The organism is Pontibacter sp. E15-1, assembly GCF_022601975.1.
In the GTDB taxonomy this organism is placed as follows: Bacteria; Bacteroidota; Bacteroidia; order Cytophagales; family Hymenobacteraceae; genus Pontibacter.
Map to the genome: position 1 here is coordinate 95,352 of NZ_JAKVIR010000010.1, position 14,916 is coordinate 110,267.

Consider the following 14,916-nt stretch of genomic DNA (forward strand, 5'->3'; position numbering starts at 1 on the left):
GGTGGGGGCAGTAACTGAAAGGAGCGGGTGTATTATATATACAAGTGCAGCAAGGCCTTTATATAATTTTTTATATATAATGGTCTCGTAGAGGCTAAGGCGAGATGTCAGCCGAAGCCTATGCTTGGTTACCTGAACGTAATTCTTTAGTCACTCCTAATAAGATATTACTCTCGCTTGTAAAGTGCAGACTTACTGTGTCTCCAATTTCAAACCTGCTATATTCTTCTGCTTCTACACATACCCTTTGACTGTCTATAACTAAAAAGTATTCAACTAGCTTTGGTTGCGAATTAGAGTCAGCAGCAGGGTTACCATGCCAACCCCAGTTAGTGTTAGTAGTTTTGTCTGTTATCTGTCCTGAGTATATTCTTTTTGAATCACTATTTAAGTCCTTACGATAGTGCTTAACAGCAAAGTATAAAAAGGCTGTAAAACCAGACACAACAGCTAAGAGCAAAAGAGTAATTGCTGTACCTTTTCCGATTGGCAGATTGTCATATTTTTGTATGGCAATAATACAGGCAGAGGTTACTATAGCCACAATAATTCCTATAGCTAAATAGCTTATAAAAACTTGTTTCATTTCAAGCTTTACTCTACTCTTGTCAGCGTTATTTAGCTTTTCTACTTCTATCATTTTTATGACAGGTGACTTTTGAGTTTGAGCAGCTTCTCATAAGCGGCCTGAAGAAGCAGATATGCCGGGATAGTTTAAGGCAAGCAGGAAAGTCGCTTATGCTTTGGCCGCGTGCTGTACCGTAACCATTTCACGCTTCTGGATAGGGGCCGGGGCTTTTATGCCCTGCTCAGCAAAGGCTATTTTCACACGCTCGTTCATCTCCCAGTTCAGCGGCCAGAAATCCTCTTTTTTCGCCCATAGGCGCATGCTCAGGGTAAGGGAGTACTCCGTGAATTCCGTTACGGCAATCACCGGCGCCGGGTCTGGCAAAATGCGCGGGTCGTCCTGAATTAGATCCTGCAATAACTGCTTCACGGCGGCCAGGTTGTTTTCCGGGCTGATGACCAGCTTGAGTTCCATGCGGCGGGTAGGCTCTACGGAGTAATTGACCACCACACTCGACGCCAGCGGGCCGTTGGGCATATAGATCACCTGATTGTTGCCGGTTTTGATCACCGTGTTGAAGATGTTGATGATGTGCACCGTGCCTGCCTGCCCCTGGGCCTCAATAAAATCACCTACCCGGAAGGGTTTGATCGTGAGGATGAGCACGCCACCGGCAAAGTTGGAAAGGCTGCCCTGCAGCGCCAAACCGATGGCTAAACCAGCCGAACCGAGCACCGCGATAAACGAGGTCATCTCGAGGCCCATCTGCGCCACTACCAGCACAATCAGCAGGACCCAAAGCGCCACATTGATGATACTGCTCAAAAATGGCCGCAACGACGGGTCCACGTTTTTGCGCAGCATCAGGTTTTGCAGCAGCCTGCTCACGCGCTTGATCACCCAGGTACCCAGTACCAGAATGACAGCAGCCACCAAAAGCCGCAGGCCATATACCATGGCAAAGTTCAAAACCAGTTCGCGGATTGAGTCGATGTCGAGCACCATATTCAGTTATACTTATGAGGTTAAAAACAAAAGGCGCTGCTTGAATCGGCAGCGCCCTAGAAGGCAATTTTACTTAAAATCGGGGCGAATTGCAAGGCTACGCCAGGTGGCGGCATTGCAGGATCAGGTTGGGGTTGGGGCAAAGCCCCTGGTAGGCAGCTCGTTCTGAAGTGGTGGCTACGCCGGGGAAATCTCCGCTCCTGCCTTCCATCGAGGCCATCACCTGAAAGTGCAGGTGCGCCGGCCAGTTGCCGTTTTCGGGGTATGGGCCGACCTCGGCCACCTTCGCGCCTTTAGCAAACGGTTGCCCCGCTCTGAGTCCTGCTAACGAAGCGCGGGTCAGGTGGCCATATAGGGTATAAAAAACAACACCCTCCAGCTCATGTTGCAGAATGATGGTAGGGCCATAGTCGCCGAAGTTGTCATTGTCCCGGAAAGAGTGCACGGTGGCATCCAGCGGCGCGAAAACGGCTGTGCCTGCCTCCACCCATACATCCACGCCCAGGTGCAGGTTGCGGCTTTCGGCGGCCACGTCAAAGTGCTGGCTGCGGCGGTATATAAACCGGTCTTCGAGGTAGCCGCCCACACCGATAGTCGCTTGCTTGGACCGGAGCATCTGCTGCACGGCCGCATCGAAGGCAGCGGTATTCTGCAAATCAGTTTGCTGCAGCAGGGTATTGGCAGCCGTGAAATCCAGGGCGCACACGTGGTCTGCGTTCAGGTCGGCGGCCAGCACGGGAGCAAAAGCATGCTGGTGCTTTTGCAGTAAAGCGGGTAAGTTAAGTGATGAAGTCATGAAGCTTGCACGAGGCTCGGGTATAAAGCCTCGTGCAAGTATAAGCAGAAATTAGCTGACGACCTCTTCCTCTACCAGTTTAGAGAGCGTTTTCAGGCTCTTGGTTTTCCCGAAAAGCTCCTCTGATTTCTTGCTGTAGGCCGCAGCGGCCTCCTGCAGCGTGTCGAAGGTGCCCAGGTTGATGCGTTGCTTGTTAAAGTGGATGATGGCACGGTACTTCTGTGCCTCCTTGTGCACGCCGCGCACGCCCAGCTTGTTCTCTGTTTTGGCCGTGTTACGGACTATTTTGCAGAGCGGAGCCCATTCTAAGTTATCCAGCCGACAGTCCAGCTTGTTGCCGTTCTTGAAATGAACGTAGAGCCGCAGGTCGCTTTCAGGCTTTTGGAGGAGTTGCTCCCCGATCATTTTGTGCAGGTAGATTGTCTCGTTGCGGTATTTCCCGTTTTTGAGAGGCCAGTTTTTCTGGAAGAAGGCATAGCCGTTGGAGTGGATGCGCAGGTGCTTCAGAAAATCAATCTGTTGCAGGTACACGTTTTTTTGAATGTATTCGTAGGTTTTGTCGTCTACGACTACCGTTTTCTCACTGTTTTTGAGAGTAAGTTTGTACAGCATTTTGTTTTCATTAATGTGGATTAGGTAAGCGTAAGGTCAGCGTAGCCCGGGTGGGGCAGAAGGCGTGCCGTAAAGTTGCAGTTTTTTTTATATTTAACACAACTAATATACATTAAAATTATCAATCTTTTTATATATAATTTCCTGTATTAGCAGTTTCTATACGCAGCTTTCACAGAACAGTCCAGATTATCGTAACTTTCGCACCGAAAAGCGGTTTTCAATTAGAAGTATGTTTAAATTTAGTTTTTGGAGGAGAAAGATGTTCAGAAAGGGTTTTGACGAGGCGTTTTGGGAGCCATACAATAGTAGTATGGGGAATAAAAATGTTGTTCAGGGCTCATGAAGGGCGTTTTGCAATCCAAAGGATGAAGTTTAAACATGCGCTAAAAGCATTACGATCAAACAAAGCACACATATGAGTAGCCCTTACCTCAACCTGAAGGTTGTCGCAATCAAAAGAGAAACACCGGATGCCATCTCTATTCACTTCGAGCATCCCGAAAAACAGAACATTTCTTTCAAGCCCGGCCAGTTTCTGACCCTGATCCTGAACATTGAAGGCAAAGAGTACCGCCGGTCGTATTCCCTGAGCAGCAGCCCGAGGGAAGCCCCGCGCCTGGCCGTCACGGTGAAGCGCGTGGACGGAGGGCTGGTATCCAACTACCTGGTAGATAAACTGCAGGTAGGCCAGGAGGTGAAGGTGATGGAGCCTCTCGGCAACTTCTGCCTGACCTGCGCCCCGACGAGCCAGCGCCAGATCATCCTGTTTGGGGCGGGCAGCGGCATTACGCCCCTCATGTCGATGCTGAAGACAGCGCTGCACGAGGAGCCGGACAGCACCGTGACACTGCTGTATGGCAACCGCGACGAAGACACAGTGATCTTTAAAGAGCAGCTGCAGGAACTTCAGGCCGCAAACCCGGACCGCCTGCAGGTGGAGTATGTATACAGCCAGCCCAAATACGACTGCGACCACCGGGGCCGCATGAACCAGAGCCTGATCATCAGGATTTTGGAGCGCCTGCAACTTGCTAAACCCGAAAACGCCGTGTACTATATGTGCGGCCCCGATGGCATGATGGCCGAAGTGCGCCATGCGCTGGATGTGCTTCATGTGCCCGCAGAGCGCATTTTCAGGGAGAGCTTTGTGAGCAGTGCGACAGCCGAAGCCGAGGCGGCGCAGCCAAAGCATGGAGACGTCGCCGCGTCGGAGGATGACGGGGAAATCAGGACGCAAACCGTGACGATTATCTATGAGGGTGCGGAATACGCTGTGGAGGTGGAGCCCGACCAAACCATACTGGAGGCGGCCCTCGACCAGGACATCGACCTGCCTTACTCATGCCAGGCAGGGCTGTGCACAGCCTGCAGGGGCAAGTGCTTGAGCGGAAAAGTACACCTGGATGAGCGGGAGGGGCTTTCGGACGCGGAGATGGAGGAAGGCTATGTGCTGAACTGCGTGGGCCACCCGCTCACTGCCAATGTGGTGATCGAAATCGGATAAAACCCGTTTAACTGTACGTACACGCAGCGCCCGACTAATTATCAGACTCTGGCGCTGCTTTCTTTTGCACTTTCATGAGAAGTGTCTACATTGTACTACTAAAATCCACATTGCGATAATGACAGTTCAAACAACAAATTTAACTATACCTGAACGGAAGCCGAGGTTATACCTTGCTGACGATTTTAAAGTAGACTCCTGGGAAACCTTAAAGCCATATTTCGAAGAGCTTAAGACGCGCGACATTGCCAGTGTGCCAGACCTTGAAAAGTGGATGCAAGACCGAAGCGAGCTGGAAAGCGTGCTTTCTGAGGACTTGGGGTGGCGCTATATCCGGATGACCTGCGACACCCAGAACGAGGAAACCACGCAGGCTTTCCAATATTTCGTTTCCGAGATCGAGCCCCAGATAGCCCCATACGACCACGAGCTGAACCTCAAGCTGATGCACTCGCCCTACATGAGCGGGCTGGACCAGGATAAGTACAGGATATATCTTAGGGGAGTGGAGCGCGCACTAGAAATTTTCAGGGAAGACAATATCCCGATCCAGACCGAGATCAGCACCAAGCAACAGCAGTATGCCGCCATCTCTGGGGCCATGACCGTAACACTGGACGGAGAGGAGATGACCCTGCAGCGCGCCGCCGACCGCTTGAAGCGGACAGACCGCACCGTGCGCGAGGAGGCCTGGCGCTCCGTTCAGGACCGCCGCTACCAGGACCGCGAGAAATTGGACAGTCTTTTTGACGAGTTGCTGCAACTCCGCAATCAGATAGCCACCAACGCGGACTTCGACAACTTCCGCGATTACATGTTTGCCGCCCTGGGCCGGTTCGACTATACCCCGCAGGATTGCTTCGATTTTCATCAATCCATCGAAGAAACCATCGTGCCGCTGCTCACCAACCTGGATGTGGAGCGAAAAGAGAAGCTGGGCCTTGACAACCTCCGTCCCTGGGACCTGGACGTAGACCCAAGCGGGGATAAGCCTCTGGAGCCTTTTAAAACCGGGGAAGAGTTGCTGGAGAAAACGGTGCAGGTGTTTTATGCCCTGGATACCTATCTGGGCGATTGCCTGGCCACCATGCGCGAAATGGGCCACCTGGACCTTGAGTCGCGGAAGGGGAAGGCGCCAGGGGGGTATAACTACCCGCTGGATGAGATTGGGGTGCCCTTTATCTTTATGAACGCTACCTCGAGCCTGCGCGACGTGATCACGATGCTGCACGAAGGTGGGCACGCGGTACACTCCTTCCTGACGCGCGAAATGAGCCTGAATGCAGCAAAGCACCCGCCGTCTGAAGTGGCAGAGTTGGCGTCGATGTCGATGGAGCTGATCTCGATGGACCATTGGGACACGTTTTTTGAGGACGAGGACGAGCTGCGCCGCGCCAAGCGCACGCATCTTGAAAGCGTGCTGGAGACATTCCCGTGGGTTGCCACCGTGGATAAGTTTCAGCATTGGATTTATGAGCATCCGAACCAAACCACGGAAGAGCGTCATCAGGAATGGGTGCGCATCTTCAACACGTTCAACCACAAGCTGGTAAACTGGGATGGCTTGGAGCAATACAAGCCCTTTGTCTGGCAAAAGCAGCTGCACCTATACGAGGTACCGTTCTACTATATTGAGTATGCCATGGCGCAGCTCGGGGCGATCGCGGTATGGAAGAATTACAAAGAGAACCCTGCGGAAGGCCTGGCGGCGTACAAGCGCGCACTAAGTCTGGGGTATACCGTATCCATTGGGGAGGTATATGAGGCCGCAGGCATTAAGTTCGATTTCAGCACGGCATACATCAGCAGCCTGGTAGATTTTGTGCAGGCAGAGATGGAGAAGCTCTAAATCACTCTATACACATAACATTAAAAGCAGCGGCCTTGCCCTATTCATAGGGCAAGGCCGCTGCTTTTATACCTGATAGCCAGGGTATAGGTATCGCTATAAGGGCTTAAACTGCTCAAACATCTGGCGGCAGTCGTTGCAGTAGTGCATGGAGCGGCAGAGGGTGGGGCCAAAGGGGGTGCGCATAGACGTGTTCCCACTGTTGCAGTAGGGGCATGTGGCATACTCCAGTATGTCCAGATCCAGAATCAGATCATACGTTGGGGGCGGGGCCAGGCCGAAATCCTTGAGCGCCTTGCGGCCCTTTTCCGAAATCTTGTTGCTGTCCCAGGGGTTGTCAAAAGTCATGGTAACGGTATAGTGCTTGATGCCATGCTTCTCGAGCGTGCGCTCCACATCCTTTTTCATATAGTCCATGGCGGGGCAACCGGCGAAGGTGGGCGTCATGCGCACGGTCACGTGGTCCTCCTCCGAAATCTCAACCCCCGTAATCACACCCAGGTCTACCAGGGAGAGGACGGGTATCTCCGGGTCTTTCACCTCTTCCAACAGTGTCAGGATATGTTCCTTGGTCAGCATTCTATTGTGTTTATCGTTATTGGTTGCTCGTTATTCGCGTTTTATGGAAGTATAAAGTCCTGTTGTTTGCAGCGATCATCAAAAAGCGATCAATGAAATTCTACCATTCCGCCGCAGGATCAATCTTGAACACCTCCGCCATCTCGTCGAGGAGCGGCTGCAGGTGGTGGGTATGGCTGCCGGTGCGCCCGCCTGTTATCGGGGTGATACTCTCTAAGTCAGGCAATTGCAGTTCGGTTTTCTCTAACACAGCACGTATCCGTTGCTGCCAGGCAGCTTTTACCGCCTCCTCGCCACGATAGATGCTGGCATCGATGAGATCCTGCTCATACGCAGAAGGCTCAAACATGCCCAACGCATAGGGCAGCGCCTCGTTCAGCGAGGTTTGCAGGCGGGCAATGGCCTCCTCTGTGGAGCTTCCCAGGTTCCTGATCCAGGTGTTGGCGTGCAGCACATGGTACTTCACCTCGCCCTTCAGCTTGGTGGCAACCTTGGCGATCGGCTCGTAACTGGACTGGCTCAGCATCTCGAAACGGATAATCTCGGCGTTGTCGTACAGGAAATGGCGGATCAGGCTGAAATCATACTCCCCGTTGGGCAACTCCACCAACTGGCTGTTATGAAACTGGTTGGCGTTGCGCGTAAAAGCAACAGTGTCCGGGTCGGCTTCACCCAGCTCGTGCAGCAGGGTATAAAACGCAAGGCTATGGCCGATCTTGTCCTGAGCCATGGAAGAAAAGGCAATGTCCTCTTCCAGAATCGGCCCGAAGCCCGTCCACTCAGAGTTTCGGTGCCCCAGGATCAGGAGGTCGTCGGCTAGTTTGTACAGCAGGTCTTTTATCGCTTGCTCGTTCATTGGGCAGGGGTGTTGGTTTGTTGTTCCTTAAACTTCGTGATCTTGTCCATCACTTTGTAGGCAGTGGCCTCGCGGTACTTCTTCTCCGGCACCGTCAGCCACATGTCCTTGTCCTCTTCCGCAGACTGCAGCACATGCCCTGACCTGACCACCCATACATTCACGATCGGGCCTTTCTCACCGAAGGCCTTCTTCGCCTCCTGCACCGCACCCTGGTAGGAGGTGGCCATTACCCGGCCTGCGTGCGTATGGGCTTTCCCCCGCTTTTTCAGGTGGAAGATCTCGTAAGGCTCCGGCTGGCCGCTTTGCTCCGTGGGCGTTTCCAGACGGAGCGTGTCATACACATTCTCCCCGTCCCCAACGTAGGGCGTCACCTGGATATGGGCCGTGCGGGCAACCCAAAGGCCCACGCAGGCAGCACGGCGGCTGTACTGTTCTTTGGCGAAGAGAAACGCGACATCCTCGTTGGGCGCGTGCACAGGGCCTACATAGGTATACGCGGCACTTTCTTTCTTCTGATGGAATACCTCGTAGGTCTCAAACTGGTCCAGCGCAGGCTTGGGAGCCATTAAAGGCACCTCGCCATCAGGCAGGTTCAGTCGGGTTACTCTGGGGTCTAAAGAGGTTAAGCTCATGATTTCTTAATTATGAATTAAAAATTAGAAATTAGAAATGGGTGTTAAAATTATACTTTCACTCCAGATGAATTTCTAATCCATAACTTCTAATTTTTAATTGCTGCTAGGCGAGTGGTTTCACGTATTTTGCTTTCGGGTGGAGGAGGGCTTTGCGCACCCAGGCTCCGCGCTCTTCGGCGGAGCGGCGTACGGCAAGGCGCTCGGCGTTGCAGGGGCCATCGCCGTTGATCACGCGCTTAAACTCCTCCCAATCCGGCTCCGTGAACTCCCACTTGCCTGTCTCGGCGTTCTTTTTCAGGTTGGGGTCTGGCACAGTCAAGCCGAGTTCCCATATCTTGGGCACATACATATCAAGGAACTGCTGGCGGCAATCGTCGTTTGTGGCCATCTTCACTTTCCAGCGCATGAGCGTCTCGGTGTGCGTGCTCATCTTGTCCGAAGGGCCGAAGAAGGTCATGATCGGGGGCCACCAGCGGCTAAGGGCCGCCTGTATCATCTCGCGCTGTTTCGGGGAGCCTGTTGCCAGGTGCACCACCGCGTCGTGGCCATACTTGAGGTGGAAGGCCTCCTCCGCGCAGATGCGCTCCAGGGCACGGGAGTATGGGCCGTAGCTGCCACGCGCGTTCGCCATCTGGTTCACAATCGCGCCGGCGTCAATCAGCCAGGAGATCACGTTGGAGTCGGCCCAGGTTAAGGCCGGGTAGTTAAAAACGTTAGAGTACTTGGATTTGCCGTTGATGAGGTCCGTCAGCATTTGCTCCCGCGACTTGCCGAGGGTTTCGGCGGCGCTGTAGAGCAGCTGTGCGTGGCCCACCTCGTCCTGCACCTTCGCCATTTGCGCCATCTTGCGTCGGAAGCCCGGCGCACGCGTAATCCAGGTGCCCTCGGGCAGCGAGCCGATAATCTCGGAGTGGGCGTGCTGCTCAATCATCCGGATCAGCTGCTTGCGGTATAGCGCGGGCATCCAGTCATTCGGCTCTATCTTCTCGCCGCGTGCGATGCGGGCCTCAAACTCAGCCATTTTCGCAGGGTCTTCAGCCTGCAGGTCATCTAATTTGGTGGCCTCGAAAATGTTTCCTCCTCCGTACATAGTATCTTTTGTTTTAAAGTTCAGTATGATTTAAAACCGGGAGCATTTTACAACCCGGTGTATCAGTTTTGTGTGTATTACGCTTTGGCGCTCAGCCCGTTCAGCAGCATGGCCGACAGGTTTTCGGCGATCTCGGCTGGCTTCATCTTACCGTCGGGCTTATACCAGGTATGAATCCAGTTGAGGCCCGACAGGATGGTGAGGGCAGCGAATTTCTCATCGGGCACCTGAAACTCCCCGTTTTCCACCCCCGCCTTAATCAGCTGCCTGAAGTGTGCCTCGTAGCGGTCGCGCAGGGCCAGAAACTGGCTGTGGAACGGTTCGCTCAGGTGGCGCCACTCATGCAGGAAAACGGCCGAAGCCTCTGTGTTATGGGTCAGGACCAGCACGTGGGCCGTAATGGCGTTTTTAAGTTTCTCCGTCGCCGTGGCCCCTGTGGCCTCGGCGCCTTCCAGCGCGTCAAAAAACTCGTCTGCCATCCGGAAGCAAACCCGCTGCAGAATCTCCTCCTTCGACTTGATGTGGGAGTAGATGCTGGCAGCTTCTATACCCAGGGCGTTGGCCAGGTCGCGCATGGAGGTGGCCGAAAAGCCCTTTGTTTTGAAAAGTGCCGTAGCCGTATGCTCAATTTGTTTTTTTCTGCTCACTGGCGCGTCCATATGTTTCTAACAAATATATGCAACCTAACGTTCGTTAGCAAGTGCCTTTTCTCAAACGCCTTCTTTTTGTAAAAGTTGAACGATAGGGTGTTACTGTTCCCGGCGATCAGGCTGGCCCAAAGGCTGGTTCGTTTTTTGTGTGACCGTTTGCAGCGCGAACGGCGCCGGAGCAGCTTGCGGCAGGCCCGGGCAATTTGCTCAGGTTTGCATATCTGCTAAACCTTGCCTACATTTTTGAGCTATACCCAAGTATAAAGAACAACACTATGATGAACACTTCCAACACACTAGATGCACAGACGAAGGCTTTTGTACACTATGAGGTCATTGACCGCGTGGGTTATGTTACGCTGGCCCGCGCGGAGAAGCGAAACGCCCTGAACCACGAGGTGGTGTCGGAGCTGAAGCGCGCCTTTGCCACTGCCGAGGACGACGAGGCATGCAAGGTGGTGGTGCTGCGGGCAGAGGGAAAGGTGTTCTGCGCCGGCGCTGACCTGGAGTATATCCAGCAGCTGCAGCAAAACGACTACCACGAAAACCTGCTGGACTCCACGCACCTGATGGAGCTGTTCCGGCTAATCTATACCCTGAAAAAGGTGGTGATCGCCCAGGTGCACGGGCATGCCATTGCGGGTGGCTGCGGCCTTGCCGCCATCTGCGATTTTGGGTTTACGGTGCCTGAGGCAAAGTTCGGCTATACTGAGGTCAAGATCGGCTTCATTCCGGCTATCGTAAAGGTGTTTCTGCTGCGCAAGATCGGGGAGGCCCGGGCAAAGCAGCTGTTGCTCACCGGCGACCTGATCCCGGCGGCGGAGGCGGAGCGGTATGGCCTGGTGAACTACGTGGTGCCCAAGGCAGAACTGGAAGAGCGGGTGTTTGCCTTTGCCCGGAAGCTGTGCACCGAAAACTCCCGCCAGTCGATGGAGGTGACCAAGGAGATGATCGCGCGGGTGCAGGGTATGGGGCTGGAGGAAGGCCTGCAGTACGCCGCCGAAATGAACGCTGTGGCCCGAAGCAGCGAAGACTGCCAGCGCGGCATTGCCGCCTTCCTGAACAAAGAGCCGCTGACGTGGTAAAATCTGTTTAATATTTTTAAACTATTCGTTAAACTTGCTGTTTGTTGGATATGCTGGTAGGTATCGGAATCATGCTACTGACGTTTGTCGTGATGGAAGGCGTGGCGTGGGTCATGCACAAGTATGTGCTGCACGGGTTTCTGTGGTTTCTGCACAGGTCGCACCACACGCCCCACGACCATGCCTTTGAGCTGAACGACCTGTTTTTTGCCTACTACGGTACGCTGGCGATGCTGTTTTTCGTATTCGGCAGCGACCCTATAGACTACAGGTTCTGGATTGGCGCGGGCATCACGCTGTATGGCGTAGCTTACTTCCTGATTCATGACGTATTTATACATCGCCGGCTCAGGTTGTTCGGTGGCACGTCTAATGTTTACCTCAAAGCCTTAAACATGGCGCACAAAGTGCATCACAAAACCAGGGGCAAGCACGACGCGCAGTCTTTTGGGATGCTTTGGGTGGCGCCACGATACTTTAAAGCAGCATACGGAATAGTTAAAAAACAGCAAAAACGTGGCGCAATATACAATTAAAGAACTCGAGCACCTTTCCGGGATCAAGGCCCATACCATTCGGATATGGGAGCAGCGCTATAGCATTCTGAACCCCAAGCGCACGGACACCAACATCCGGTATTACGACGAGGCGGACCTGAAGTCGTTGCTCAATATTTCGCTGCTGAACGAGCGGGGCTACAAAATCTCCAAGATCGCTCAGATGGACCCTAGGCAGATTCTTAAAATGGTGACGCAGCTCTGTGACTCGCCTTGCGCGTGTTCGCACCATGTGAGCGCGCTGGTCTCGGCGATGGTGGATATGGATGAGGAGAAATTCGAGAAACAGCTTTCCACTGCCACGCTTCAGCTGGGCCTCCACGATGTGATGGAGGAAATCATCAGCCCTTTCCTCTATAAAATCGGCATCCTGTGGCAGACCAACAATATCAGTCCGGCGCATGAGCACTTCGTCAGCAACCTGATCCGTCAGAAGCTGATCGTGGCCATAGACGGCCAAACCATACGGCGCAAAGAAAACGCGCCCACCTACATCCTCTACCTGCCGGAAGGCGAACTGCACGAACTGGCCCTGCTGTACCTGAACTACGTGCTGAGGGCAAACGGGCAACACGTGGTATACCTTGGGCAGAACCTGCCCTTCAAGGACCTGGAGCTGACGTATGAGCAATTCCAGGCGAAGTACATTTGCACCGTGCTCACGTCGGTGCCAGAGCGCGACCAGGTGCAGGGCTACCTGAACCAGCTGTCTAAGCGCTTTCCGCATACCACCATTTATGTGTATGGCTTTCAGGCGCAGCATGATTTTATAGCGCTGCCAGCTAACATGAAGAGAATTAACTGTATGCGCACGTTTTCGGAAGAATTAAAAGCGTAGTTCCCCACTGTCTCAATCCAGCGAAAGGCTTCTGTCGTTTATTTGCAAACGGAAGAAGCCTTTTTATATGCCGATGTTGTTCGCCCCGAAAACAGGTACGTACACGGGATTAAAGTTGGCGTTTGTCGAGTTTGTTTAATGGTTTAGGAAATTAAACTAAACAAAATCAGTTTTATATCTGAATAAGTCGTATATTTGTTTATGTTTTAACCATTAAAGTATAAACATAATGACTTCAATCGAATTCAACCACCTCGTACAGAATATAGCACCCTCCTTGCGCCCCGTAGCCATGAACCTGACGCGCGATGCCGATGACGCCAAGGATTTGGTGCAGGAGACCATGCTAAAGGCATTTACCAATCGTGACAAGTTTAAGTCTGGCACCAACCTGAAGGCCTGGCTGTACACGATCATGCGCAACACGTTCATCAACAACTACAACAAGATCACGAAGCGCAGCAGCAACATCGACAGCGCCGAGTACCTGCAGTACCTGAACACGGACGAAAGCTACATCACCCAGAACAAAGGGACGGCTACTTTCGTCATGAACGATATCAACAAGGCGATCGAGAACCTCAGCGAGGAGCACCGCACGCCTTTCATGATGTATTATGTGGGGTATAAATACCTTGAGATTGCCGACAAGCTGCAGATTCCGATCGGAACCGTGAAGAACCGCATCCACATTGCCCGAAAAGAGCTGAAGCAGGCGCTGAAGGTTTACGACAGAGACAGATAACCCACGACATTCCAAAAAAAAGCAAACCCATACCTCCCTGCATGGCCCCAACCAGCGTAATTGTTATCGGATCTGGATTCTCAGGTCTTTCTGCCGCAACATGTCTCGCGGATCAGGGTTATGCAGTAACGGTACTGGAAAAAAACAGCGGTCCTGGCGGGCGGGCACGGAAATTCTCCGCCGAGGGCTATACCTTCGACATGGGGCCAAGCTGGTACTGGATGCCCGACGTTTTTGACGCGTACTTCCAGCGTTTCGGCAAAAAAACCACTGATTACTATACCCTCCGGCGGCTGGACCCATCCTATACCGTGGTGTTCGGCCAAAACGATTTTATGCCCATTCCGGCTGCCATGCCTGAGATTCGCCGCCTTTTTGAGCGCCTGGAGAAAGGCAGCGCCCACCAACTAGACAAATTCCTGGAACAGGCTGCCTACAAGTATGAAGTGGGCATCAACCAACTGGTATACAAGCCGGGCCGCTCGCTCACCGAGTTTATGAGTCCCCGCCTGCTGCTCGATGTCCTGCGCATGGATGTCTTCCAGTCGATCCACAAGCATATCCGCAAGTTCTTCCGAAACGAGAAGATCATCAAGCTGATGGAATTCCCGATCCTGTTTCTGGGAGCCTTGCCCGAAAACACACCCGCCCTTTACAGCCTCATGAACTATGCCGACATCAGCCTGGGCACGTGGTACCCCATGGGCGGGATGCACAAGATAGTAGAGGGTATGGTGCGGCTGGCGGAGGAGAAGGGGGTGACGTTTCTGTATGATCAGGACGTGAAGGCGATTGACGTTGAGCAGGGGGTTGCAACGCAGGTGGTTACGGCCACAGGCACCTTTCCGGCCGATGTTGTGGTGGCCAGTGCCGATTACCACCATGTGGAAAAGGAGTTGCTGCCCAAAGCCTTTCAAAGCTACTCCGACGATTACTGGGAAAAGCGCGTGATGGCCCCCTCGTCTCTGCTGTTTTACTTAGGTATAAACAAACGCCTGAAAAACCTTCAGCACCACAATCTGTTTTTTGACGAGGACTTCGGGCCACATGCCCACGAAATTTATACCGACCCCAAGTGGCCCACCAAGCCGCTTTTCTATGTTTCGGCCCCCTCCGTCACCGATGCTTCTGTGGCGCCGGAAGGTTGCGAGAACCTGTTTGTGCTCATACCGGTGGCCCCGGGCCTGAAAGACACGCCAGAGGTGCGCGAAAAATACTATACGTTGGTGATGGATCGGCTGGAGAAGCTCACAGAACAGGATGTCCGGGGCTCCGTTATATATAAACGGAGCTATGCGCACAACGACTTCATCAGTGATTACAACGCGTTTAAGGGAAACGCCTATGGGCTTGCCAACACCCTGATGCAAACGGCCTTGCTGAAACCCAGCCTGAAAAGCCGAAAGGTATCCAACCTGTTTTATACCGGCCAGCTGACGGTTCCGGGGCCGGGCGTGCCGCCCTCGCTTATCTCGGGGCAGGTGGTGGCCAAGGAAATAACAAAAGAGTATGCGCCCCTGGCATCCTTAAAAGTATAATCG

The 14,916-nt window shown here is 53.1% G+C and carries 16 protein-coding genes; 7 read left to right on the top strand and 9 right to left on the bottom strand.

Features of this window, described 5'->3' with window-relative positions; translation table 11 throughout:
- Positions 1 to 118 precede the first annotated feature (118 nt).
- The 4 genes from MKJ04_RS08650 to MKJ04_RS08665 form a co-directional block, all read right to left on the bottom strand.
- Complete coding sequence (locus MKJ04_RS08650; protein ID WP_241641196.1) at positions 119 to 640, bottom strand: hypothetical protein; 522 nt, start codon at positions 638 to 640, stop codon at positions 119 to 121.
- Positions 641 to 736: 96 nt separating this feature from the next.
- Positions 737 to 1,573, bottom strand: coding sequence for a mechanosensitive ion channel family protein (locus tag MKJ04_RS08655; RefSeq protein ID WP_241641197.1), 837 nt, complete (start codon positions 1,571 to 1,573; stop codon positions 737 to 739).
- Between the two features lie 97 nt (positions 1,574 to 1,670).
- Positions 1,671 to 2,369, bottom strand: a complete 699-nt coding sequence (locus tag MKJ04_RS08660; protein WP_241641198.1) for a peptidoglycan DD-metalloendopeptidase family protein — start codon at positions 2,367 to 2,369, stop codon at positions 1,671 to 1,673.
- A 51-nt stretch (positions 2,370 to 2,420) separates the two neighbouring features.
- Positions 2,421 to 2,981 (bottom strand): HNH endonuclease, encoded by a 561-nt coding sequence (locus MKJ04_RS08665; protein WP_241641199.1) that lies wholly within the window; start codon positions 2,979 to 2,981, stop codon positions 2,421 to 2,423.
- A gap of 418 nt (positions 2,982 to 3,399) precedes the next feature.
- Here MKJ04_RS08665 and MKJ04_RS08670 point away from each other — a divergent pair, with 418 nt between their 5' ends.
- A complete protein-coding gene (locus tag MKJ04_RS08670; protein WP_241641200.1) occupies positions 3,400 to 4,488 on the top strand; it encodes a ferredoxin--NADP reductase in 1,089 nt (362 codons plus the stop codon).
- Positions 4,489 to 4,606: 118 nt separating this feature from the next.
- Complete coding sequence (locus MKJ04_RS08675; protein WP_241641201.1) at positions 4,607 to 6,337, top strand: M3 family oligoendopeptidase; 1,731 nt, start codon at positions 4,607 to 4,609, stop codon at positions 6,335 to 6,337.
- 96 nt (positions 6,338 to 6,433) lie between these two features.
- On the opposite strand, the gene paaD is transcribed toward MKJ04_RS08675, so the two are convergent.
- From paaD to MKJ04_RS08700, 5 genes are all read right to left on the bottom strand, one after another.
- Positions 6,434 to 6,916 (bottom strand): 1,2-phenylacetyl-CoA epoxidase subunit PaaD, encoded by a 483-nt coding sequence (paaD, locus tag MKJ04_RS08680; RefSeq protein WP_241641202.1) that lies wholly within the window; start codon positions 6,914 to 6,916, stop codon positions 6,434 to 6,436.
- A 100-nt stretch (positions 6,917 to 7,016) separates the two neighbouring features.
- The gene (gene paaC / locus MKJ04_RS08685; protein WP_241641203.1) at positions 7,017 to 7,772 is read right to left on the bottom strand and encodes a 1,2-phenylacetyl-CoA epoxidase subunit PaaC; all 756 of its coding nucleotides are present in this window, start codon (positions 7,770 to 7,772) and stop codon (positions 7,017 to 7,019) included.
- Positions 7,769 to 8,407 carry a phenylacetic acid degradation b gene (locus tag MKJ04_RS08690; protein WP_241641204.1) on the bottom strand — a complete coding sequence of 213 codons (639 nt, stop codon included), beginning with the start codon at positions 8,405 to 8,407 and terminating at the stop codon, positions 7,769 to 7,771. Before MKJ04_RS08690 ends, paaC begins: the two co-directional genes overlap by 4 nt.
- Before the next feature lie 106 nt (positions 8,408 to 8,513).
- Positions 8,514 to 9,500 carry a 1,2-phenylacetyl-CoA epoxidase subunit PaaA gene (paaA, locus tag MKJ04_RS08695; RefSeq protein ID WP_241641205.1) on the bottom strand — a complete coding sequence of 329 codons (987 nt, stop codon included), beginning with the start codon at positions 9,498 to 9,500 and terminating at the stop codon, positions 8,514 to 8,516.
- 77 nt (positions 9,501 to 9,577) lie between these two features.
- Positions 9,578 to 10,147 carry a TetR/AcrR family transcriptional regulator gene (locus MKJ04_RS08700; protein WP_241641206.1) on the bottom strand — a complete coding sequence of 190 codons (570 nt, stop codon included), beginning with the start codon at positions 10,145 to 10,147 and terminating at the stop codon, positions 9,578 to 9,580.
- A gap of 281 nt (positions 10,148 to 10,428) precedes the next feature.
- On the opposite strand from MKJ04_RS08700, the gene MKJ04_RS08705 reads away from it, so the two are divergent.
- The 5 genes from MKJ04_RS08705 to MKJ04_RS08725 all read left to right on the top strand — a co-directional run bounded on the left by MKJ04_RS08705 (position 10,429) and on the right by MKJ04_RS08725 (position 14,913).
- Positions 10,429 to 11,235 (top strand): enoyl-CoA hydratase/isomerase family protein, encoded by an 807-nt coding sequence (locus tag MKJ04_RS08705; RefSeq protein WP_410896816.1) that lies wholly within the window; start codon positions 10,429 to 10,431, stop codon positions 11,233 to 11,235.
- Positions 11,236 to 11,285: 50 nt separating this feature from the next.
- On the top strand, positions 11,286 to 11,771 hold the full coding sequence (locus MKJ04_RS08710) for a sterol desaturase family protein (RefSeq protein WP_241641208.1): 486 nt from the start codon (positions 11,286 to 11,288) through the stop codon (positions 11,769 to 11,771).
- Positions 11,752 to 12,630, top strand: coding sequence for a MerR family transcriptional regulator (locus tag MKJ04_RS08715; protein ID WP_241641209.1), 879 nt, complete (start codon positions 11,752 to 11,754; stop codon positions 12,628 to 12,630). The genes MKJ04_RS08710 and MKJ04_RS08715 overlap by 20 nt, the downstream gene beginning before the upstream one ends.
- Positions 12,631 to 12,859: 229 nt before the next feature.
- Positions 12,860 to 13,375, top strand: coding sequence for an RNA polymerase sigma factor (locus MKJ04_RS08720; RefSeq protein WP_241641210.1), 516 nt, complete (start codon positions 12,860 to 12,862; stop codon positions 13,373 to 13,375).
- A 41-nt stretch (positions 13,376 to 13,416) separates the two neighbouring features.
- On the top strand, positions 13,417 to 14,913 hold the full coding sequence (locus tag MKJ04_RS08725) for a phytoene desaturase family protein (protein WP_241641211.1): 1,497 nt from the start codon (positions 13,417 to 13,419) through the stop codon (positions 14,911 to 14,913).
- Positions 14,914 to 14,916 lie beyond the last annotated feature (3 nt).

Bases quoted from the DNA above. Each gene is read 5' to 3' on its own strand.
- MKJ04_RS08650 (WP_241641196.1), bottom strand. From the start codon at position 640: ATGATAGAAGTAGAAAAGCTAAATAACGCTGACAAGAGTAGAGTAAAG.
- MKJ04_RS08655 (WP_241641197.1), bottom strand. From the start codon at position 1,573: ATGGTGCTCGACATCGACTCAATCCGCGAACTGGTTTTGAACTTTGCC.
- MKJ04_RS08660 (WP_241641198.1), bottom strand. From the start codon at position 2,369: ATGACTTCATCACTTAACTTACCCGCTTTACTGCAAAAGCACCAGCAT.
- MKJ04_RS08665 (WP_241641199.1), bottom strand. From the start codon at position 2,981: ATGCTGTACAAACTTACTCTCAAAAACAGTGAGAAAACGGTAGTCGTA.
- MKJ04_RS08670 (WP_241641200.1), top strand. From the start codon at position 3,400: ATGAGTAGCCCTTACCTCAACCTGAAGGTTGTCGCAATCAAAAGAGAA.
- MKJ04_RS08675 (WP_241641201.1), top strand. From the start codon at position 4,607: ATGACAGTTCAAACAACAAATTTAACTATACCTGAACGGAAGCCGAGG.
- paaD (WP_241641202.1), bottom strand. From the start codon at position 6,916: ATGCTGACCAAGGAACATATCCTGACACTGTTGGAAGAGGTGAAAGAC.
- paaC (WP_241641203.1), bottom strand. From the start codon at position 7,772: ATGAACGAGCAAGCGATAAAAGACCTGCTGTACAAACTAGCCGACGAC.
- MKJ04_RS08690 (WP_241641204.1), bottom strand. From the start codon at position 8,407: ATGAGCTTAACCTCTTTAGACCCCAGAGTAACCCGACTGAACCTGCCT.
- paaA (WP_241641205.1), bottom strand. From the start codon at position 9,500: ATGTACGGAGGAGGAAACATTTTCGAGGCCACCAAATTAGATGACCTG.
- MKJ04_RS08705 (WP_410896816.1), top strand. From the start codon at position 10,429: ATGAACACTTCCAACACACTAGATGCACAGACGAAGGCTTTTGTACAC.
- MKJ04_RS08710 (WP_241641208.1), top strand. From the start codon at position 11,286: ATGCTGGTAGGTATCGGAATCATGCTACTGACGTTTGTCGTGATGGAA.
- MKJ04_RS08720 (WP_241641210.1), top strand. From the start codon at position 12,860: ATGACTTCAATCGAATTCAACCACCTCGTACAGAATATAGCACCCTCC.
- MKJ04_RS08725 (WP_241641211.1), top strand. From the start codon at position 13,417: ATGGCCCCAACCAGCGTAATTGTTATCGGATCTGGATTCTCAGGTCTT.